General features: G+C 61.4%; 15 protein-coding genes. 10 read left to right on the top strand and 5 right to left on the bottom strand.

Annotation, left to right across the window (positions count from 1 at the left end; translation table 11 throughout):
• Positions 1-6 precede the first annotated feature (6 nt).
• The gene (gene tssI, locus GV818_RS04290) at positions 7-2,394 is read right to left on the bottom strand and encodes a type VI secretion system tip protein VgrG (protein WP_161775865.1); all 2,388 of its coding nucleotides are present in this window, start codon (positions 2,392-2,394) and stop codon (positions 7-9) included.
• A 210-nt stretch (positions 2,395-2,604) separates the two neighbouring features.
• On the bottom strand, positions 2,605-2,793 hold the full coding sequence (locus GV818_RS04295; protein ID WP_161775866.1) for a hypothetical protein: 189 nt from the start codon (positions 2,791-2,793) through the stop codon (positions 2,605-2,607).
• Between the two features lie 494 nt (positions 2,794-3,287).
• Between GV818_RS04295 and GV818_RS04300 the strand changes: the two genes are divergently transcribed.
• The 8 genes from GV818_RS04300 to pelG all read left to right on the top strand — a co-directional run bounded on the left by GV818_RS04300 (position 3,288) and on the right by pelG (position 16,458).
• Positions 3,288-4,220 carry an NAD-dependent epimerase/dehydratase family protein gene (locus GV818_RS04300; RefSeq protein WP_161775867.1) on the top strand — a complete coding sequence of 311 codons (933 nt, stop codon included), beginning with the start codon at positions 3,288-3,290 and terminating at the stop codon, positions 4,218-4,220.
• A gap of 78 nt (positions 4,221-4,298) precedes the next feature.
• A complete protein-coding gene (locus GV818_RS04305; protein ID WP_161775868.1) occupies positions 4,299-7,109 on the top strand; it encodes a bifunctional glycoside hydrolase 114/ polysaccharide deacetylase family protein in 2,811 nt (936 codons plus the stop codon).
• The gene (locus GV818_RS04310) at positions 7,087-10,671 is read left to right on the top strand and encodes a tetratricopeptide repeat protein (protein WP_161775869.1); all 3,585 of its coding nucleotides are present in this window, start codon (positions 7,087-7,089) and stop codon (positions 10,669-10,671) included. The genes GV818_RS04305 and GV818_RS04310 overlap by 23 nt, the downstream gene beginning before the upstream one ends.
• 28 nt (positions 10,672-10,699) lie before the next feature.
• The gene (locus GV818_RS04315) at positions 10,700-11,221 is read left to right on the top strand and encodes a penicillin-binding protein activator LpoB (protein WP_161755090.1); all 522 of its coding nucleotides are present in this window, start codon (positions 10,700-10,702) and stop codon (positions 11,219-11,221) included.
• A 5-nt stretch (positions 11,222-11,226) separates the two neighbouring features.
• Positions 11,227-12,597, top strand: a complete 1,371-nt coding sequence (locus tag GV818_RS04320) for a PelD GGDEF domain-containing protein (protein WP_161775870.1) — start codon at positions 11,227-11,229, stop codon at positions 12,595-12,597.
• Positions 12,575-13,564 carry a tetratricopeptide repeat protein gene (locus GV818_RS04325; RefSeq protein ID WP_161755086.1) on the top strand — a complete coding sequence of 330 codons (990 nt, stop codon included), beginning with the start codon at positions 12,575-12,577 and terminating at the stop codon, positions 13,562-13,564. Before GV818_RS04320 ends, GV818_RS04325 begins: the two co-directional genes overlap by 23 nt.
• A gap of 8 nt (positions 13,565-13,572) precedes the next feature.
• A complete protein-coding gene (gene pelF / locus GV818_RS04330) occupies positions 13,573-15,087 on the top strand; it encodes a GT4 family glycosyltransferase PelF (RefSeq protein WP_178124720.1) in 1,515 nt (504 codons plus the stop codon).
• The gene (gene pelG, locus GV818_RS04335; protein ID WP_161755084.1) at positions 15,088-16,458 is read left to right on the top strand and encodes an exopolysaccharide Pel transporter PelG; all 1,371 of its coding nucleotides are present in this window, start codon (positions 15,088-15,090) and stop codon (positions 16,456-16,458) included.
• Between the two features lie 90 nt (positions 16,459-16,548).
• Here the strand turns inward: pelG and GV818_RS04340 are convergent, their stop codons facing one another.
• Positions 16,549-17,259 carry an aspartate/glutamate racemase family protein gene (locus GV818_RS04340; protein ID WP_161755082.1) on the bottom strand — a complete coding sequence of 237 codons (711 nt, stop codon included), beginning with the start codon at positions 17,257-17,259 and terminating at the stop codon, positions 16,549-16,551.
• 79 nt (positions 17,260-17,338) lie between these two features.
• On the opposite strand from GV818_RS04340, the gene GV818_RS04345 reads away from it, so the two are divergent.
• Together GV818_RS04345 and GV818_RS04350 are read left to right on the top strand one after the other, a co-directional pair.
• Positions 17,339-18,115 carry a helix-turn-helix domain-containing protein gene (locus tag GV818_RS04345; RefSeq protein ID WP_161755080.1) on the top strand — a complete coding sequence of 259 codons (777 nt, stop codon included), beginning with the start codon at positions 17,339-17,341 and terminating at the stop codon, positions 18,113-18,115.
• Positions 18,116-18,335: 220 nt separating this feature from the next.
• Positions 18,336-18,827, top strand: coding sequence for a hypothetical protein (locus GV818_RS04350; protein ID WP_161755078.1), 492 nt, complete (start codon positions 18,336-18,338; stop codon positions 18,825-18,827).
• Between the two features lie 158 nt (positions 18,828-18,985).
• On the opposite strand, the gene GV818_RS04355 is transcribed toward GV818_RS04350, so the two are convergent.
• Both GV818_RS04355 and ccoN read right to left on the bottom strand, forming a co-directional pair.
• Entirely contained in the window at positions 18,986-19,204 is a 219-nt protein-coding gene (locus tag GV818_RS04355) for a cbb3-type cytochrome c oxidase subunit 3 (protein ID WP_161775871.1), read from the bottom strand.
• Between the two features lie 62 nt (positions 19,205-19,266).
• On the bottom strand, positions 19,267-20,694 hold the full coding sequence (gene ccoN, locus GV818_RS04360) for a cytochrome-c oxidase, cbb3-type subunit I (RefSeq protein WP_161755074.1): 1,428 nt from the start codon (positions 20,692-20,694) through the stop codon (positions 19,267-19,269).
• Between the last annotated feature and the right edge of the window lie 271 nt (positions 20,695-20,965).

A 20,965-nucleotide genomic window follows, 5' to 3' on the forward strand; every position in this document is an offset into this window, starting at 1 on the left:
CCGCAATCAATGGCCCTTGGGCGTGTTGGTCGGAGTCAACGTCAAGGCACGGTAGTTTTCGGCCGAAGCCAGCGGTTCAAGCTGATCCATCGTGGACTGATAGTCGCGATAACCCTGACGACCTAGCTGGTGATACACGGTAGCGGGTTCGCTGGCTTCTTCTTTGGTTTCAATATCAAAGCGGTGACCATTGACCAATTCGACGGCATAGGCTTGAGTGCCGGGTACATGCTCGAACCGCACGACACCATCGGCCCCGGTCAGTCCTTCCTGGATAACCGCACCATCGGCGAACAGGGTATATGGCTCATCTGGATACCCCGGCATACCCGGCAGCGGACTCAACACCGCACTCAGTTTGTGAATGACTTCTGGAGCCGATTGCGAAACCCTGGAAGACATCGCCTTACCTGCTTTATCCCAGTCCGCCGGTAACGGAATGACCGGCAATAATGCCGCATTCTCGGAACCCTGGCCCGGCACCCCACTTGGCTTGATCTTTTCCACGGGCTCACTCATCGTAATTCCAGTCGCATCCAGCTTGATAAAGTGACCGCCGGCTTTCAAGGTGAGCTCTGCGCCGGCTTCGATCACCAGCTTGCAGCCCGCTTTCAGGTGAATCTCTTGACCGGCCTCGATGAGTAGGGCCGTGCCGATCCTGATGTGCTGGTTCTGGCCGATGATCAAGTGATCATCGACTTTGACTTCCACCTTGCGGTCACCTTGAGTGGTGCGGTGCTCTTGAGCTTTGAACTCGCTGTAGCTGTTTTTTTCTACCGTGTCGTGACGCTCGTTGCCCACCCGGATCTTCTGGTCGTTCTCGATGTTTTCATCCCAGTCACGCTGGGCGTGGATGAATATCTGCTCTGCGCCTTTTTTATCCTCGATGCGAAGTTCGTTGAAACCACAGCCACCGGGAGAACTGAGGGTCTTGAACACGCTGCGGGTCTTGTTCGCCGGCAACGGATAAGGCACCGGGGTGTGCTGGTTCGGCACGCAGCCGGTCACCAGCGGCTGCTCGGGATCGCCACCGATAAAGCTCACCAGCACCTCCATGCCGATCCGCGGGATCACCACGTGGCCAAAACCGTCACCGGCCCAACTGCTGGCCACCCGCACCCAGCAACTGGAGAACTCGTTGCGCTCGCCCTCGCGGTCCCAATTGAACTGAATCTTTATCCTGGAGTGCTCGTCACACCAGATTTCCTCACCGGCAGGACCGGTCACCAGCGCGGTCTGGCTGCTCAGGCGGGGCTTGGGAGCCGGCTCTTTAGGCCGAAAGAAGGTCTCACTAGGGATAGCGCTGAAGGTGTTGCGGTAACCCTGGCTGAAGCGGCCATCGGTGCTGGTGTCGCTGGTGACCGATTCTTCCAGCGCCTGCGGTTGGCGACCTTCATGCTCAACCTCTACCAGCAGCCACATCTGGTTGTATTCGCTGCGCGGGTGCTCGCTCAGGCTCAACAGATGGCCGCTGCGAAAGGTCGGCAAATCACTCTGCCCCTTGGCCAGTTGGTAGTCGGCGCGATGCCCTTCAAGGGCGATCTGGCTCAGTTGTTTGCCCGCTGCGCCGGTGCTGTAGCGCCCCGGGTAGCGGTAGTCCTCAAGCACTGGCAAGGCCTCGATGCCGGCCCCGCTGTGCAAGGTGCTGGGCACCGGGTCGAGCTTGGCACCGCTGGAGGCGCTGCGCGGGTCGGGCTTTTTCAGGTCGTAGTCACGCCGGACTACCTGGCTGGTACGGGTGCTGAAGCGCACCGCGAAATGGCTGACCACCGGGTCTTCGGCGGCCAGGCCGCTGCCTTGCTGATAGCGCGCAGTGGCCAGGATCGGGTAGTCGGTCTGGTTGTCGGAAAACACCAGCAGGTGCCGGTCGAGGCTGTGTTCGTGGTGCCAGTGAATACCGTCTTCGAAGCACAGGCGTTGTAGAAACTCAAAATCCGTCTCGCCGTATTGCACGCAGTACACACGGGGTAGCGAAGGCTTGGGGGCGATAGTGAACCGGTATTGGTCGGCGAGAATCCCGTGTTCCTTGAACAACTTGGCGATGATCTGCGGCACCGTCAGGTTTTGGTAGAGCCGCTGGTTGTGCCGGTGCTGCAACTGGTACAGGTGCGGTCGCAGGATCAGGCGATAGCGGGTCATGCGCTTGCCGCTGTCGCCCACTTCGACATCGTCGATCAGGCCATGGATGCCTTCGCCACGCAGGCCGAACTGCAAGTAGGCGGGCTGGTTGAGCAGGCTCTCCAGGTCGACCTCGGGGTTGTCCGAAACCAGTTCGATGCGGATCGCATACAGCTCGCTGATGGCTTCGCGGCCCTTGAAGGCCAGCACCTTGAAGTCGTGGCGAACAGAGGGGATGGACAGCACAAACTGCGCAGTGTCAGCCGACGCGAACATAGGCTCATCCTTAAGCTTGAGAGAAAACCCAGCCCGCGCCGTACCTGGCTCGGGTGTTAGTTGGTGCACAAACTAGCAACACGGCAAAGCCGTTGAATTAGGACGTATCCCAAGGGAGCACGAGAATGCTCTGAATCCTCAGGGTCGTGCTTCAACCACGCGCCAGGGTGTTTGCGCTTCGGCATAGCTCAACTCTCCAGATGCCATGCGCTAATGGCGCATCTCGTAATATCCCACCAGAAATCGCCGCACATCACGCGGATCGAACTCTTCCAGCCGCTCGCCGACGCGTGGGTTGGTCAACAAAGTGCTCGGGGCGGCGACAAGTTGCTGAACCATGCGCGCAGTGGTGGATTGATTCACGGAGGCCAGGAACTCGTACCGTCGGACATGTCGCAAACCTGACTGGCGTCAGAGCTGCAAGCTGGAAACCGGCCAATTCAGCCCGCTACGGATGCGCGGAAAACCTTAATACGATTTTGTCCGTATTTTGCGGGCGCCCCGGCTCGTCTCACTCGATCTGTATTTCTCCGCAGGGTCGGATTATGACCCTCTAAAGCTTATGAGTTCTTTCCTGTCAAAAAACGGACAGCGGAAAGCCTCTAGCACAAGGGTCTTATCGGAAAATTATCTCGTCAATATATTGGCTAAATCTCCGGCCTTTATCCGGAAAAACAAATATTAGTCGTAATGTTGACGCTGCCTGTTTGATATCAGATGATGGCCCACCCCGAGCGCTTGATTTTTCGACGTTTTGTTGACGAATGAGGTCGCTGGGGTGTTTTCGCCGATGCGTGCATCAAGTGCGACTACAGTGAATCGCAGGGCCTGGTGTTGAGAGGCTGGCGCTTTAGCAACAATCGTTTTGAATTCTCCACTCTTTGGAACTCTTTATGTCTGCCGAACGGATACTGGTTACAGGTGGGGCTGGCTTCATTGGCTCGCACCTTGTCGACACATTGTTGGCCAAGGGGTATGCCGTTCGGGTACTGGACAATCTGTCTACCGGCAAGGTGGGCAATCTGCCGATCAATCATCCATCCCTTGAACTGCTGGTCGGCGATGTTGCTGATGCACAGGCGGTTGGCGAAGCCATGCATTCCTGCGACGCGGTGGTTCACCTGGCAGCGGTCGCTTCCGTGCAGGCTTCGATCGAAGACCCGGTACGCACTCACCAGAGCAATTTCATCGGCACTCTGCGGGTCTGCGAAGCGATGGTCGAGGCTGGGGTCAAGCGCATCGTGTTCGCTTCCAGTGCCGCGGTTTACGGCAATAACGGCGAAGGCACGGCGATTCATGAGGACACTCCCAAGTCGCCCCTGACGCCCTACGCAGCGGACAAGCTGGCAAGCGAGTACTACCTGGATTTCTATCGCCGCCAACATGCGTTGGAACCGGTGGTATTGCGCTTCTTCAATATCTTCGGCCCGCGCCAGGACCCGTCTTCGCCGTATTCCGGGGTGATCAGTATTTTCAGCGAGCGCGCCAGGAGCGGCCAACCGCTCACGGTGTTCGGCGACGGTGGGCAGACCCGCGACTTCGTGTATGTCGAGGACCTGGTGAAGATCCTCGCCCAAGGGCTGGTAATCGCCGAACCCAAGGGTGATGCAACCAATGTCGGGCTCGGCCGCACGACCACGCTCAACGACCTGATTGCAGCGCTTGGGGACATCAGCGGAAAGAGCCTGGACGTCAGCTATGCTCTTGCCAGATCCGGCGATATCAAACATTCAAAAGCCGATAACCGCCGTTTGCTTGAACGCTTTGATCTGAGTACTCCGATTAGCGTGGCCGAAGGATTATCGCGTCTTTACCGCAGCCTTTAGTTGCATCGCATTGCCGATATCCGGGGCTTGGGCCGCTGGCCGATGCTGGGTTGAATTAGAACAATCAAAGAGTGAACTATGGGAATGAAGTATCGCAGGACGCGCACGTGCAAGATGATGATGCGTCTGTTCACCGCGTTGGCCTTATGTGTCACTCACTCAGTGGTACAAGCCCAGGTTCCAGCTCCGGCAAGCGTCGGGTTCTGGTATGGCGATCGCCCCCCATTGGCGGAGCTGGCCCAGTTCGAATGGGCGGTGGTCGAATCCGGCCATATGAGCACTGCCGATGTCGCCACGTTGCGCAAACTTGGCAGCCAGCCGTTCGCCTACCTTTCCGTGGGTGAGTTCGATGGCGATCGTTCGGCCCTGGACAAACAATCCCTGGCGCAAAGCGCCAGCCCAATCCGCAACAAGGCCTGGGACAGCCAGGTCATGGACATTGCGACTCCCGCCTGGCGCGAGCATCTGTTCAAGCGTGCCACTGAGCTGCAGGCCCAGGGTTATGCCGGCCTGTTCCTCGACACCCTGGACAGCTTTCAGCTGCTGCCAGAAGCCGATCGCGAGCCCCAGCGCAAGGCGCTGGTGACCTTCCTGCGTGAGCTACACAGCCGTCAGCCGAGCCTCAAGCTGTTTTTCAACCGTGGTTTCGAAGTGCTGGGTGAACTCGATGGCGTCGCGTCCGCCGTGGCGGTGGAGTCGATCCATGCCGGTTGGGATGCCTCGGCCAAGCGTTACCGTCCGGTGTCCGAAGCCGACCGCAACTGGCTCGAAGGTGAACTCAAGCCCCTGCGTGCACGGAACATTCCGTTGGTGGCGATTGACTACCTGCCGGCCAATCGTCGCGATGAGGCCCGCAAGCTGGTGCAGCAGTTGAGCCAGGAAGGCTTTATTCCGGTAGTGACCACTCCCGACCTGAACGCCCTGAGCATCAGCACCGTGGAAGTCCAGCCGCGGCGCATCGCCATGCTCTACGATCCACGTGAAGGCGAGCTGTACGACCATGCCGGGCACCGCATGCTCGGCGGCTTGCTGGAGTACCTGGGGTATCGGGTGGACTACCTGCCGGTCGACGACTCCTTGCCTACGCATGACTTTCGCGGGCTGTATGCCGGCGTCGTGTTGTGGATGACCAGTGGCCCGCCACAGAACAGCCGTGCCTTCTATAGCTGGCTCGGCAAGCGCCTCGACGAGCAGGTGCCCGTGGCGATCATGGCCGGTCTGCCGATCGAGGACCGAGCCTTGCTCAAGCGCCTGGGCCTGAACCTTGCCGCACCTACGGCCCGTGCGCCGTTGCATGTGCTCAGCCAGGACAACAGCCTGATCGGCTCCTTCGAGGCGCCGGTGGTGCCGAGAACCCGCGAGCTGACCCTGGTTTCGCTGCTCCCCAATGGGCCGAAGCCGGCGTTGTTGCTGGGCGATGACAAGGGCGGCAAGTTCGCAGCGGTAGTCACCGGCGATTGGGGCGGCATGGCGCTGGCGCCTTATGTGGTTGAAGCCAACGTCGAGCGCAGCCGATGGATTCTCGATCCGTTCGCGTTCATTCAAAAGGCCTTGCGCCTGCCTGAACAACCGCATCCGGATACCACCACCGAGAACGGCCGACGGATCGCCACCGTGCACATCGACGGTGATGGCTTTCCGTCCCACGCCGAGGTCCGGGGCACCCCGTACTCCGGGCGCCAGGTGCTGGATGACTATATTCGTCCCAATCCGTTCCTGACTTCGGTATCGATCATCGAAGGGGAGATCGGGCCCAAGGGCATGTCGCCGTTCCTGGCCCGGGAACTGGAGCCGATTGCCCAGGAAATCTTTGCCGACCCCAAGGTCGAGGTGGCTACCCATACCTTCAGCCACCCGTTCTACATGCAGCCGGACAAGGCCAGGAAGGACGAGGACTTCCACGCTGAATACGGTCTGCGGCTGAACATTCCCGGCTACAACAAGCTGGACTATCGGCGAGAAATCTACGGTTCACGGGACTACATCAACAGCCGCCTGACCACTGCGCAAAAACCGGTCAAGCTGATTTTCTGGCCCGGCGATGCCTTGCCGAGCGCCGAGACGATCAAGATGGCGTATGACGCGGGGCTGAAAAACGTCAATGGCGGACAGACCATCTTGACCAAGGCCAATCCTTCGCTGACAGGCCTGTATCCCTTGTTGCGTCCTACCGAGGGCGGCCTGCAGTACTACGCGCCGGTGATCAACGAGAACATGTACACCAACCTCTGGAAAGGCCCGTACTACGGTTTCCGGGATGTGATCGATACCTTCACCTTGACTGACAGCCCACGGCGCTTGCGCGGTATTCACCTCTATTACCACTTCTATTCGGGGACCAAGCAGGCGTCGATCAAGGCGATGAACGAGATTTACCAGTTCATGCGCGGTCAGCAGCCGATGTCGTTGTGGATGAGTGACTACCTGAACCGGGTTCATGGGTTGTACCAGGCGAGCCTGGCACGCACCGCCAATGGCGATTGGCAGGTACGTGGCATGGATGGCCTGCGAACCTTGCGCCTGGACCCGAAACTCGGCTGGCCGGACCTGGGGCGTTCCCAGGGTGTCGCCGGTGTGCGTGACCTTCCCCAGGGGCGCTATGTACACCTGAGCAGTGACCGCGCAGTGCTGGCCTTGCGTGCCGATCGCGATCCGCGCCCGGCGCTGGAGGAGGCGAATATTCCCTTGCGCGACTGGCGTTACGTGAATGATCGACAAGTGACGTTCGCGTTCGCCGGTGAATTCAACCTGGAGTTCTCGGTGCGCTCGGCCGGCACTTGCCGTGTCGAAATACAGGGGCAGCGTTATCCAGGCAAATCCGCGCAAGGTCTCTGGCATTTCCAGGTTCCAGTCAAGCAGGTGAGTGATGGCCAACTCTTCTGCAACTAAAAGTACTCGTTTGCTCAACCCTTGGGCGCTGCTGCTGGTAGCCATCGCAGTCGGCGTGCTGCTGTGGGCAACCTTTCGCAATGAAGATGCGTTCCGCCCCAAAGGCGGAGCGCCGGACGAAGTATCGGCCAGCTACGCCGAGGTGCTGCTGTCGGCGCACCCGAACAGCACCGAGCTGCGCACCCAGCTGCTGGACCTGTTGATCCAGTTGGGCGATTACCCGCGTGCGGAGAAACACCTCGCCGAGTGGCCGAATCCGGATCCGACGTTGCAGGCCTATTACCGGCTTGAGCTGGACGCCCAGGCGTTGAGCCAAAGCACCGACGCAGCGCAGCTCAAGGCCCTGGCCGAGCGGTTCAAGGCGTTCGACTATCAGAAACTGCCATCGGCACAACTCGAACGCCTGGCCTCGCTGGCCCTGACCGCCCAGGCTCCAGGATTGGCGGCGGACGCCTATGTCGAGCTGGCGCGGCGCGATCCCGCACAGCGCGATAAGTGGCTGGTGGATGCGGCCAAGTGGTACATGGCCAGCGAGCAACCGGGGCGCGCCGCTGACATCTATGTGCAAATGCTCAACGACAGCAAGCAGCCCGAAGAGCGTCGGCAACACTTGCAGGAAGCGTTCAAGGGGCTGGTGGCGGCAGATCGTGGCGCCCAGGCGGCCGAGTTGTTGGCCAAGGAATTGAGCGCCCAGCCGGACGCCGAGTTTGATCCGGTGCTGCTCGATCAGGGGGTCGATGTCGCGATGGCCCATGACCGTCGGGACCTGGCCGAGCTGTTCTTCAACGAGTGGCGCAAACTGCAGCCCGATAGCCCGGAGGTCATGGCGAAGGAGTTCAAGCAGCTTCTGGCGATTGGCAATCTGGCCGAAGCCGATGCGGTAGGGGCACAACTGTTGGCGCTGCGCACGGATGATGTGGCGCTGCTTGAGCAGATGGCGCACCTGGCTGAATGGCGTGGCGACAGCTCGGCGGCACTCGATTACTGGATTCGTCTGAGCGCACTGCGCGACAACCCAGCCGAGTTCGAACACACCTGGCGCCTGGCGATGCAGGTCTACGACTTTGACCGCGGCATTCCGTTATTGGCCGAGCGGATGAATAAACGCGCCTTGACCGATGTCGAGCTCGACGCCCTGGTGTATGCCGAAGAGTCCCGGGGCACCCCCGAGCAAGGTGAGAAGTGGCTGCGTGCCTATGTGGCCAAGTACCCGAAACAGCGGCTGGCCTGGGTTCGTCTGTTGCAGAACCTGGAAAACACCGAGCAGTACCCGGAGCGCCTGGTGATCTGGACGCGTTTCGCCAAGGGTTTTCGGTTGACCAGCACCGAACGTGTGGACTGGGCCAACAACTACCTGAAACTGTTCGACAGTCAGTCGGCCTGGAAGGTCATCACCGCGGTTGATGGCAGCAAGATCAACGACCTGAACTACTGGCAGTCCCGAGCTGCGCTGGCCTGGGACCTGGAGCTGGACGACGAGCTGCAGCTGGCCCTGGAAAAAATGCTGGCGATCAAGGGCTCGCTCAATAGCGGCGACGAAAGCGAGCTGATTACCCTCTATCGCACTCGGGATCCGCGCAGGAGCCTGCAGTTGATGGTCGACAGCTGGCGTGAACACCACAACCCGCAGCGCTTGATCGGCGCCTTGCAACTGGCGCAGGAGCTGCAGGACTGGCCGCTGGTGATCGACTTGCTCAAGGAGGCGGACCAGTATCCGGATGCTGCCGATTACGCCCAGGTGCTGGCCGCTCGTGGTGCCTTGGCGGTGCAACAAGGCCAGCCCCAGGAAGCCTTGCGTCTGTATCGGCTGGGCTTGAGCCGTTACCCGGATGACAACCTCTTCCGTGAGCGCCTGCTGTGGCTCTATGTGGACCTGGGGAGCAAGACTGAACTCAAGCCGTTGCTGCAGCAATGGCGCTCGCTGGCGCGCAGCGACAGCAGCTTGTGGCTGCCGTTCGCCAGTGCCAGTCAGTTGATTGGCCGCAATACTGAGGCGCTGGCCTGGTATCGCCTGTATCTGCAGGCTAACCCTCAAGACTGGATGGTACAGGCGGCGTATGCCGATGCCCTGGATGAAGCCGGTTCCGCCGATTCAGCCCAGCGCCTGCGGCTCAAGCTCAACCGCGAGGTCACGCCTGAGCAGATTCGCGCCACGCCTCAGGGCTACACCACCTGGCTGCGGCTGCTGGCCAGCAGTTATTCGTCGCGCAAGGCACAGCAACAGGCCATGCAATGGCAGGACGGCTCCAAGCCGATGCTGCAGATCTGGTTCGATCAATTGCTGGCACGCCTGGATGACACCAACCAGTCGGCGCAGAAAGATGATTGGCTGGCCTGGGCGCGCAGCCGTGGCCTGAAAGTCAGTGGCTACGAGCAGATCCAGCAAGCCTTGCGCGCGACCAACCGCGCCGCTCTCGAGCGTCTGGTGGCCAATGGTGGGCTGGATCCGGCGCAACAGGTCGAGGCCCTCAACAGTCTGGGACGAACAGGCGAAGCCCTGGGGGTAGGGCTCTCGGCCCTGGGTGACGAGCAGTCGCCGGCCCTGCGTGAACAGCTGCGTCGCCAGGCGATCGAGATGACCGAGCGCACCCCGCAAGGTGCGCAGATCGCCTGGGAGCGGCAGGACTACGGTGGACTGGTGTTCAGTGGCCCGCGCCTGACCATGGCGCATTACCTGAACGATAACTGGTACGCCTCGCTGGTGCTGGAGCAGGGCCAGTACAGTGGCGACAGCCTTGATCCGTCGAACCTGGGCACTGAACGCAATGCGCTGCTGACGTTGCAACGGCAAGTGGCCGATGGCAACTACAAGCTGATCCTCGACAGCAGTCTGCGCGATGACGACGATCGCAACGGCCTGGGCGTCAGTCGTACCTGGCAAGTCGACAGCGGCAATGAGCTGGATGTCGGCGCCGACTGGCACCGCAAGAACGAAGACAGCGGGCTGATGCGCACCTTCGGCCAACAGGATGATGTCTGGGTCGGCGGGCGGCATCGCTACTCGGCCCGCGACCAGTTGTCCTGGAACCTGTCGCAACGTTCGTTCTCGACCCGCGGCGGTGACAGCCTGGGCAATGGCCAGGCGCTGAAAATCGAGTTTGATCACACCCTGCAATTCGAGGGCCCGAACTGGGAACTGCGCAGTGGCATCGACTACCAGCGCAACAGCCTGAACAACCGCACGCTAGATAATCTGGCCAGTAGCGAGGGCGGCGGCATCGACCTGGCTGGGCTTGGGCTCACCAGCGCGACTGAACTGACGCCTCAGGAGCTCTTGCAGAAGCGTTACGGCCAGCTATTTTTCGGCAGTACCTGGCGACGCGGCTTCCCGGGCGCACTGAACCGTACTCGCGGGCAATACACCTGGCTGGTGGATGTCAGTTCGGGATGGCAGTGGACCGACAGCACGTTCAACTACGGCATCAGTACTGGTGTCGGGATGGAGGTGGTGGGCGGTGACGAATTGGCGCTGACGTTTGGCTATCAGTCGGCACCGCAGGGTGGTTCAGGCAAGTCCGGCGGTACCGTGGGTATCAGTTATGGCGTGCGGTTTGGACGCTGATCATGGCATTTCAACAGGAGTAACCCTTATGCAATCCATTCGCTACGTGAGTCTGGCCATGGCGGCCTTGCTCATGGCAGGTTGCAGTAGCTTCACCGGCAAAAGCAGTCCACAACTACCCAGCAATGCCCGTTGGGGCGTGTTGCCGCTGGTGAACTATTCGCAGACGCCCCAGGCCGGTGAGCGCAGTGAGCAGATCTTGCTCAGCGTGCTGAGCAGCCGTGGCCTGCAACCCCAGGTGTATACCGGCACGCCGGGGCAGGGCGAGCCGGCCTTGCTCGACGACAGCGAGCGCTTGGCCGGTGGCATGGACTGGGCACGAGACCAGAAGCTGGATTACGTGGTGTCCGGTAGCGTCGAAGAGTGGCAGTACAAGAATGGCCTGGATGGCGAACCGGCCGTGGGTATCAGCCTGCGGGTGGTGGAAGCCAGCACCGGCAAGGTGCTCTGGAGCAACAGCGGCGCTCGTGCCGGTTGGTCCCGTGAAAGCCTTGCCGGCGCCGCACAGAAAGTGCTCGACAGGCTTATTGGTGATCTTCGGCTCGAGTGATTTTAATGAATTCTCCACACATGGATTACAGCCTTGCACCCAGTGCCAGTGGCCCGGCGTCCTGGCTGGAAACATTCCTGGTCACCGGACTGGTCATCGCCATCGGCGTGTGGCTGGCGCCTGAAGACCCGCTGCAGGTGCAAGGTGAATTCCCCTGGTCGGTGATGGCGCCGTTGCTCTTGGGCGTGCGCTACGGTTTTGTCCGAGGCCTGATCAGCGCCAGTCTGCTGGTGCTGGCCTTCTTCGTTTTGCGCCAGTCGGGGCTGCCGGCTTACGCCGCGATTGCGCCGTCCTATATTGTCGGCGTGCTGGTGTGCGGCATGGTGGTGGGGGAGGTGCGGGACTTGTGGGAGCGCCGCCTGCTGCGCTTGCAGATGGCGAACGAATACCGTCAGTACCGGCTCGACGATTTTACCCGGGCGCATCAGATTCTGCGGGTGTCCCATGATCGTCTCGAACAGCGCCTGGCCGGCAGCGACCAGAGCCTGCGCAGTTCGTTGCTGGGCTTGCGCGATCGCTTGCGCGCGGTGCCCAACGGGCACGATCCCTTGACGTTGCTGGCAGAGCCGGCCCTGACTTTGCTCGGGCAATATGGCTCGCTGCGGGTGGCCGGTTTGTACCGTGTGGAGCCGGTGCGCGGGCAAGCGCCGAAACTGACGCAACTGGCCGCGACCGGTGTCATGGGCGAGCTGGACAGCCAGGACTTGCTGGTCAGCCTGTGCCTGGAGCGCAATGAGCTGGTCAGTGTCAGTGCAGAACTGATCGACGCGGGTGGCCAGGCCAGTGTGTCTTCGTTACAGGCCTGTATCCCGCTGATCGACACCGAGGGGCAGGTCCTGGCGATCCTGGCGGTGCGCCAGATGCCGTTCTTCGCGTTCCAGGAGCGGACCCTGAGCCTGCTGGCCTTGCTGGCCGGGCATATCGCCGATTTGCTCCATCACGATGCCCAGGTGCTGCAACTGGAGAGCGCCGATGCCCAGCATTTCACTCGCCAGCTCAAGCGTTCGCTGATGGACGTCGAGCGGCACGGCTTGTCCGGCTGTCTCTACGCCTTCGAGATGACCCGGCCCAATGATGAACTGGCGCGGCTGTTCGAGCGCAGTCAACGCGGCCTGGACCTGCACCTGCCGTTGCATAACGAGCGCGGCCATGAGTTGCTCCTGGTGTTGCTGCCATTAACCAGTGCACGAGGCGCCGAAGGTTATGTGGCACGGCTGGGCAAGTTGATTCACGAGCACTTCGGCATGGCGGTGGAACTGGATGGCCTGGGTGTCAATGTCATGTTCTACGATCTGGAGTCGGCCCGGCAACGGGATGGGCTGCGTAATTTCCTGCATAACGAGTGTGGCCTGAATGATCAGCAAGTGGTTGTTTAGCGGAGCGCTGCTTTTCGAAATGGGCAGTTGGGCGAGTATCGCATTACAGCTGCCTGACCTGCAGATTGCGCTGCTGTACGCACTGACGCATGGCATTGCCTGTGCTTTGCTCGCCGGGGCGGTCTGGCTGCTGATGCCGGCGCGCTATCGCACGCCGTTGCCGTGGAGCCCGCTGTTCATTTTCAGCCTGGCCTTTTTTGTGCCGCTGATCGGGGCGGTCGGAGTGATGGTGGCGATCTTCCCGGCGCTGTACCTGCCGCGCAAGCGCGAGACGCAGATGTGGCAGGCGGTGGGCATTCCCGATCTACCGTTCCGTGCACAGGTGCAACTGCATTCGCCGACCTTCGGCGACAGCGGCTTGCAGGATGTGCTGCGCCACGCGCCTGATCCGGACCAGCGCCTGGCAGCGTTGCTGGCCACCCGGCGGATGCCGGGCAAGGAAGCCGTGCCGATTCTCAAGCTGGCCCTGGGCGATCCAAGCGATGACGTGCGCTTGCTGGCGTACTCGATGCTCGACAAGCAGGAAAGCGATATCAACATGCGGATCCAGATGGCCCTCGCGCAACTGCCAACGGCGGTGCCGAAGAAGGCCGCGGCGCTGCACGCCACTCTGGCTCGCTGGTACTGGGAACTGACGTACCTGGGCCTGGCCCAGGGCAGTGTCCAGCAACACGTGCTCGGGCAGGCCGGTGAACACGCCGAGTTGGCCCTGGCGGCGGGCGAGGGCGGTGAGTTGCTGCTGCTGGCCGGGCGCATCGCCCTTGAGCGGGGTGACGCCGACAAAGCCCGGCTGCATATGCAGCAGGCCCAGGACGCCGGTATGGATCCGGCCAAGGTCCTGCCTTTTCGGGCGGAAATCGCCTTTGAGAGCGGGCGTTATGCAGAGATCCCGGAGCTGCTGCAAAGATTGCCGCTGGATATGCAGCAGCGGCCACCCTTTGCTGCGCTGGTCAAGAACTGGACATGAAGAGCCTGATGAAAAAACCGCTCACCACCCCGATAGCCGATGTCTGCCTGCTGCTCGAAGGCACCTGGCCTTATGTCCGAGGCGGCGTGTCCGGCTGGATCCACCAGATGATCCTCGGGTTGCCGGAACTGACCTTTTCGGTGCTGTTCATCGGTGGGCAGCGTGAGGCTTATGGCCAGCGCCGCTATGACATTCCGCCGAACGTGGTGCACATCGAAGAGGTGTTCCTGGAGGAAGCCTGGCGCAATCCGAAACATCGGCGAGTCGCGCACCAGGCGTCCCTCGAAGAGCTGAGCAACCTCTATCGGTACTTGCACAACCCGGAGAAACCTGCGGCCGAATTGGGCTTCAGCGTGCTCGAGTCGCTGGCCCAAGGGCGGATAACCCTGGATGACGTGCTCTACAGCCGCCCCAGTTGGGAGGCGCTGACCGAAGGCTACCAGCAGCACTGCGCCGACCCTTCTTTCGTCAATTACTTCTGGACCCTGCGCACCATGCAGTCGCCGTTGCTGATGCTGGCCGAAGCGGCCCGGCGCATGCCGCGGGCGCGGGTGCTGCATGCGATCTCCACCGGCTACGCCGGGCTGTTGGGCTGCATTCTCAAGCAGTTGTGGAATTGCCGTTTCCTGTTGAGTGAGCACGGCATCTACACCAAGGAACGCAAGATCGACCTGGCCCAGGCCAGTTGGATCGCCGAGAGCACCGAGCAGGCCTTCAACGACAGCATGGACGCCGGTTCCGGTTATGTGCGCATGCTCTGGGTGCGCTTCTTCGAGCGGATCGGTTACCTGGCCTACGAGAGTGCCGACCAGATCATTGCGCTGTACGACGGTAACCGCCAACGCCAGATCAAGGATGGCGCACGGCCGGAGCGCACCCAGGTGATCCCCAACGGCATCAACCTGGAGCAATGGACCACAGCACTGAGCGCCCGGGCCGAAGGCATTGCGCCGGTGGTCGGGCTGATCGGTCGGGTGGTGCCGATCAAGGACGTCAAGACGTTCCTGCGGGCCATGCGCGGGGTGCTCAGCGTGATGCCGCAGGTCGAGGGCTGGATTGTCGGGCCGGAAGAGGAAGACCCCGAGTATGTCGCCGAATGCCGCAGCCTGGTGGCGAGCCTGGGGCTTGAGGACAAGGTGCTGTTCCTGGGGTTTCAGCGTATCCAGGACATCCTGCCGCAATTGGGCCTGATGGTGCTGACGTCCATCAGTGAAGCTCAGCCCCTGGTGATTCTCGAAGCTTGGGCCGCCGGTACGCCGGTGGTCAGCAGCGATGTCGGCTCTTGCCGCGAGTTGATCGAAGGCGGTGTGGCCGCCGACCGTGACCTGGGCTTGGCCGGTGCTGTGGTGGCGATTGCCGATCCGCAGGCCACCTGCCAGGCGATCACCGATCTACTGCGTAGCCCCCAGCGCTGGAAATCGGCCCAAGAGGCGGGTTTGTTGCGGGTGCACCGTTATTACAGTGAGACATTGATGCTAGATCGTTATCGCACGCTCTACCAAGCTGCCATGGGGGCCGAGTAAATGGCCGGTATCGGTTTCGAACTGCGCAAGATTCTCTCGCGCGACTCCTACACGGCGACACTGCATGCCTACGTCTACGCGGGCCTGATCAGCTCCGGGCCCTGGGTGCTGTCGATTCTCAGCGTGATGCTGGTGGGGATCATCAGCCTCGGGCTGGTGGTACCGGAGCTGCTGATCCGGCAGTTCCTGATTACCGTGACCTACCTGATGGCCACGTCGCTGATCCTCACTGGCGGGCTGCAGCTGTTTTTCACCCGCTTCGTCTCCGACCGTTTGTTCGAGCGCAAGTACGAGCAGATTTTGCCCAACCTGATTGGTGTGTTGCTGCTGGTGACCCTCGGCTCCGGGATCCTGGGCATCATTCTATTGGCCGTATTGTTCGACCAGTCGCTGATTTATCGCTTGCTGGTGCTGGCCAACTTCGTGGTGCTGTGCAACCTGTGGCTGGTGATCATTTTCCTCTCCGGGATGAAAGCCTATAACCGCATCCTGCTGGTGATGCTGGCGGGTTATTCGCTGATGGTCGGCAGCGCGTTCTTCCTGCGCTACATGGAAATGGAAGGCCTGCTGATGGCGCTGTTGCTGGGCCACAGCGCTCTGCTGTTCCTGTTCCTCTACGATATCCTGCGTGAATATCGCGCGGAAAAATTGGTGGCTTTCGACTTCCTCAAGCGTCGCCAGGTGTTCCTCAGCCTGTTGGTGACGGGGTTCTGCTACAACCTGGGAATCTGGATCGACAAGTTCATGTTCTGGTTCAACCCGGGCACCTCCAGCCAGGTGATCGGCCCGTTGCGGGCTTCGATTCTCTATGACTTGCCGATCTTCCTGGCGTACCTGGCGATCATTCCGGGGATGGCGGTGTTTCTGGTGAGGATCGAGACCGACTTTGCCGAATGGTATGACCGGTTGTTTCGCGCGGTGCGTGACGGTGAAACCTTGCAACACATCGGTTCGCTCAAGGCCGAGATGACCTTCTCGATCCGCCAGGGACTGCTGGAAATCTGCAAGGTCCAGGGCCTGACGGTGGTGTTGCTGTTCCTCTTCGGTCCGCGGCTGCTGGAATGGCTGGGGATGTCCAGCTACTACCTGCCGTTGTTCTACATCGACCTGATCGGGGTGAGCATCCAGGTGGTCTTCATGGCGATTCTCAACGTGTTTTTCTACCTCGACAAACGCGCGATCGTTCTGCAGCTGTGCCTGTTGTTCGTGGTGCTCAACGCTGTGCTGACGTCGGCCAGCCTGTACCTGGGGCCGAGCTTCTTCGGTTATGGCTTTACCCTCTCGCTGTTGGCCTGTGTGTTACTGGGGCTGGCGCGGCTGTCCACGGCGCTGGACGACCTGGAGTACGAGACGTTCATGTTGTCGCGCTGATCGGGCGAGCGCGTTGCAGGGTTGCACGCCGCGTGGGTTGACGCTGGCGCGAGCGGATCGCGCTGCGCCAGGTCAGGGTTACTGGCAGCGCTACTGTGCTGCCGGTGTGCCGCTGCCCAGGGCGAACTCCACCGCTGCCCGGGCATGCAGTTCGGTGGTATCGAGCAAGGGCAGGGGGCTGTGCTCCGGCTTGAGCAGCAGGCCGATTTCCGTGCAGCCGAGGATCACCGCCTGGGCGCCTCGGGCCTGGAGCGACTCGATCACCTGCTGATACACCCGGCGCGACGCCTCGCTGATAATCCCCACGCACAATTCCTCGTAGATGATCCGGTGCAGCGCCTGGCGCTCCTGCGCATCGGGTATCAGCACGTTCAGCCCGTGCTGCGCCAGGCGGTTCTTCAAGAAGTCCTGCTCCATGGTGAACGCTGTGCCCAACAGCCCCACGCTCAGGGTTGTCGCCTGCTGTGCAGCCTGCGCGGCGGGGTCGGCAATGTGCAGGAACGGCACCGTGATGGCCGCCTGAATCTGCTCGGCCACCTTGTGCATGGTGTTGGTACAGAGCACCACGCATTCAGCGCCGCCGTCTTGCAGACGCTGGGCCGCGTCCACCAGGATCCGTGCGGCGACGTCCCAGCGCCCGGCATGCTGGGCCTGTTCGACAGGCCCGAAGTCGACGCTGTACATTAGCAACTGCGCCGAACGCAGCGGGCCCAGTCGATCACGAACCTGCTGATTGATCAGGCGATAGTATTCGGCGCTGGATTCCCAGCTCATGCCGCCGATCAGGCCAATGGTGCGCATGTGCAACTCCTTGAAGGGTGGTGTTGAATGGCCTTCAGTCTCCCGTGGCCCGCGGTAGCGATCTATCAGGAAATTTCACATGCCCGAGGTGCTTGAACGCCGTCTGCTGGACGGTCGCCTGGTTCTGCAACTGCTGCCTGCGGCTGCTTACAGCGCCCGCGATCCGGCACAGTGGCAAACCCTGGGCGTGACCCTGGAACGCCAGCGTGGGGTGCATGCGATCGACTCCGACCGCCGCGAGGATTTTGACACCTGGCCCGGTACCCTGGCCCTGACTCCGAAGGGCGTTGAAGTGTTTTCCGAATCCGCCAGCGGCGGCGAGTACCTGTTGGCACGCTGGCAGGGCGAAGCGCCGTTGATCGCCGGCCAACAGCGCCTGCAAAGCCCGGGACATGCCCGCGCCCTGGCCTTGGGCCGTGAAGCGCGGCGCTTGCTGCTGGCGTCCGAGACCGACGAACTGGCCCTGGAGCAATGCGCCCTGGCCTTCATTGGCCTGCCCCAGCAGACCCGCGCCAGCTCAGCCGCGTCGCTGCGCCTGGGCCAGGTCCTGCAACAGATTGCCGATGAATACGCCCAACCGCTGTCCCTGGCGCAACTGGCCGTGACTTACGGTCACAACGAGCTGCGCCTGCTGCGGGACTTCAGCCGTGGGGTGGGCATGACGCCCCATGCCTGGATCAGCGAAGTTCGCCTGCAAGCGGCCCGGCGCCTGCTGGAGCAGACGGACCTGCCCCTGGCCGCGATTGCCCTGGACAGCGGTTTTGCCCATCAATCACATTTGGGCAGTGCCCTGCGTAAAACCCTCGGCCTGACCCCGCGCCAATACCGGCTGCAGTTCCACAACCGCGCAGGCTGATCACGCCACCCATGGCCGTCACAGCCGCAGTCGGTGATCGAGCGATACGCAGCCGACGATCTCACCGATGTCGCGCTCTTGCGGGTTGCTCGCAGCCTGGGGCTACGGCCACAGGTTTTGTCGGGCGTTCGCTAAACAGCTCTACGCACGCCCTGCGCATCTGCCATGATCAAGACCGGCGACCTGCTGTTCCCAAGGTCGATGCCAGGGAAAAAACGCAATGGATGACATTCAGCAACTGGGCGAGATGCTGCGGCATTACGCGGCAAGCGAAGCCCACAAGAAGCAGCTGTTCGACAGCCAGTCAGTGATCTGGAGTACGCGTATCCATGAGCTGTTCGGGCAGATCGAAGCGTGGCTGGCGCCGGTGCTGGTGCCGGACTTGCTGGCGCTGCATCGCGAGCCTTACGTGGCTTTCAGTCCCGCGGTGCCGGTGGAAAGCTCGACCTTCAAGAGCGAAAAGCTGACCATTGTGATTGCCGGGAAACCGGTGGAAATCGTGCCGGACATCATGGGCGCCAATGGGCAGATCTCCCTGGCGGTGATGGGCTTGACCGCTGCACGCCTGGGCAGTGTGTCGCTGGTGGGCGAGGCGTCTGGCGCCTGGCAGTGGCGCAAGACCAATGGCCTGAAAGACCCTGACATCTTCGTCTTCGACGGCAACTTGCTTGCTGCCCAGTTGCAGAGCCTGATCCCTCGCGACCGCGCCTGACCTGGCGCGGCACCCGCATGTTTAGGCGTTGGCTGGCCAGCGAAAGCGGTCAGCCGTCATGTGCAAGACTTGCGGGTCGATTCGCCGGCAAGCCGGCTCCTACAGCGAAGGCGGTCTGCAGAAGCCTGCAGAATCTGCAGGCCCCTTCGCCAGTTCGTTCACATATCCAGGTTGATCCACCCCGGCTTGGCTTCCTCCGGTGCCACGGCATTGACCTTCTTGCCCGTGGTCAACTCCACCCGGCGCGCTACGTCCGGGTCGTCGGCAAAGGGAATCAGGCTGGCCTCATCCAGGCTCTTGGCGCTCTGATGGCGCAGGCAGTACTCGATGCAGAGGTAGAGAAACACCACCCCCAGCAGGTTGAACAGGATATCCATCAGCAATCTCGTTCCCGGAAAAAGGAAACGCCGGCCATGGCGGCCGGCGTGGGAAGGGTGGGTCAGGCGATCTGGGCGTCGTTCAGTGCGAGCTGCTCATCGGCTACGCGCACGGTGCGCCAGGTGTTGTAGGCCATCAGCAGCATGCCGCTGAGGAAGAACACGCCGCCGGCGAAGCGCACGATAAAGCCCGGATGGCTGGCCACCAGGGCCTCGACGAAGGAGTAGGTGAGGGTTCCGTCTTCGTTGACTGCGCGCCACATCAGGCCCTGGGTGATGCCGTTGACCCACATCGAGGCGATGTAGAGCACGGTGCCAATAGTGGCCAGCCAGAAGTGCAGGTTGATCAGCGGCACGCTGTACATCTGCTCGCGGCCAAAGACCTTGGGCACCATGTGATAGATCGCGCCGAAGGTGATCATCGCCACCCAGCCAAGGGCCCCGGCGTGTACGTGGCCGATGGTCCAGTCGGTGTAGTGGGACAGGGCGTTGACGGTCTTGATCGCCATCATCGGACCTTCAAAGGTCGACATGCCGTAGAACGCCAGGGACAGCACCAGAAAGCGCAGGATCGGGTCGGTGCGCAGCTTATGCCAGGCCCCGGAGAGGGTCATCATGCCGTTGATCATGCCGCCCCAGCTGGGGGCCAGGAGGATCAGCGACATGGCCATGCCCAGCGACTGCGCCCAGTCCGGCAGCGCGGTGTAGTGCAGGTGGTGCGGGCCGGCCCAGATGTACAGGGTGATCAGTGCCCAGAAGTGCACGATCGACAGGCGATAGGAGTACACCGGGCGACCGACTTGCTTGGGCACGAAGTAATACATCATCCCGAGAAAACCGGTGGTCAGGAAAAAGCCTACGGCGTTGTGCCCGTACCACCACTGGACCATGGCGTCGGTGGCTCCGGCATACACCGGGTAGGACTTGAACCAGTCCACCGGGATCGACAGGTGGTTGACCACGTGGAGCATGGCGATCACCACGATGAAGGCCCCGAAGAACCAGTTGCCGACATAGATGTGCTTGCACTTGCGCTGCACCACGGTGGTGAAGAACACAATCGCGTAGGCAATCCAGACCACCGCCATCCACACCGCGCCGGCGAATTCGATCTCGGCGTATTCCTTGGTGGTGGTGTAGCCCAGGGGCAGGGTGATCAGCATGATCACGATCACCGACTGCCAGCCCCAGAAGGTGAAGGCGGCCAGGGTGTCGGAGTACAGCCGTACCTGGCAGGTGCGCTGTACTGCGTAGTAGCTGGCGGCGAACTGGGCACTGCCGGCGAAACCGAAGATCACCAGGCTGGTGTGCAGGGGCCGCAGGCGGCCGAAGCTGGTCCAGGGCAGGTCGAGGTTCATTTCCGGCCACACCAGTTGCGAGGCGATCCACACCCCCATGGCCATGCCGATCACGCCCCATACCACGGTTGCGACGACGAATTGGCGAACCACCTTGTAGTTGTAAGCCTGTCCGATTGTTGCTGAGTTCATGGTCAATGCTTCCACGGTTGCAAAGTCTTGCCAGGCCACCCGGTCTGGCACGGGGTGCACTGTAGGAATCAGCGAGGAAACAAAACAGGCTCAGAAAAACTGCATTAATACGGATCAGATTTATCGTTTGTCCACGGCACTTCGGTAGCTACTGATATGGTTTTTTAGTTTTTACCTGAATCTGTAACGTTCTGCGCCGCAAGCGCATAGTCGCTCCCTCACCGCACGCGCCGCTTAGAGCACGATGAGCATTGATGAGGACGAGGTAGGC

This window comes from Pseudomonas sp. Fl4BN1 (assembly GCF_009908285.1).
Classification (GTDB): Bacteria; Pseudomonadota; Gammaproteobacteria; order Pseudomonadales; family Pseudomonadaceae; genus Aquipseudomonas.

Coding starts and splice junctions, on each gene's coding strand:
- tssI (WP_161775865.1), bottom strand. CDS start 2,394: ATGTTCGCGTCGGCTGACACTGCGCAGTTTGTGCTGTCCATCCCCTCT.
- GV818_RS04300 (WP_161775867.1), top strand. CDS start 3,288: ATGTCTGCCGAACGGATACTGGTTACAGGTGGGGCTGGCTTCATTGGC.
- GV818_RS04305 (WP_161775868.1), top strand. CDS start 4,299: ATGGGAATGAAGTATCGCAGGACGCGCACGTGCAAGATGATGATGCGT.
- GV818_RS04310 (WP_161775869.1), top strand. CDS start 7,087: ATGGCCAACTCTTCTGCAACTAAAAGTACTCGTTTGCTCAACCCTTGG.
- GV818_RS04315 (WP_161755090.1), top strand. CDS start 10,700: ATGCAATCCATTCGCTACGTGAGTCTGGCCATGGCGGCCTTGCTCATG.
- GV818_RS04320 (WP_161775870.1), top strand. CDS start 11,227: ATGAATTCTCCACACATGGATTACAGCCTTGCACCCAGTGCCAGTGGC.
- GV818_RS04325 (WP_161755086.1), top strand. CDS start 12,575: ATGATCAGCAAGTGGTTGTTTAGCGGAGCGCTGCTTTTCGAAATGGGC.
- pelF (WP_178124720.1), top strand. CDS start 13,573: ATGAAAAAACCGCTCACCACCCCGATAGCCGATGTCTGCCTGCTGCTC.
- pelG (WP_161755084.1), top strand. CDS start 15,088: ATGGCCGGTATCGGTTTCGAACTGCGCAAGATTCTCTCGCGCGACTCC.
- GV818_RS04340 (WP_161755082.1), bottom strand. CDS start 17,259: ATGCGCACCATTGGCCTGATCGGCGGCATGAGCTGGGAATCCAGCGCC.
- GV818_RS04345 (WP_161755080.1), top strand. CDS start 17,339: ATGCCCGAGGTGCTTGAACGCCGTCTGCTGGACGGTCGCCTGGTTCTG.
- GV818_RS04350 (WP_161755078.1), top strand. CDS start 18,336: ATGGATGACATTCAGCAACTGGGCGAGATGCTGCGGCATTACGCGGCA.
- GV818_RS04355 (WP_161775871.1), bottom strand. CDS start 19,204: ATGGATATCCTGTTCAACCTGCTGGGGGTGGTGTTTCTCTACCTCTGC.
- ccoN (WP_161755074.1), bottom strand. CDS start 20,694: ATGAACTCAGCAACAATCGGACAGGCTTACAACTACAAGGTGGTTCGC.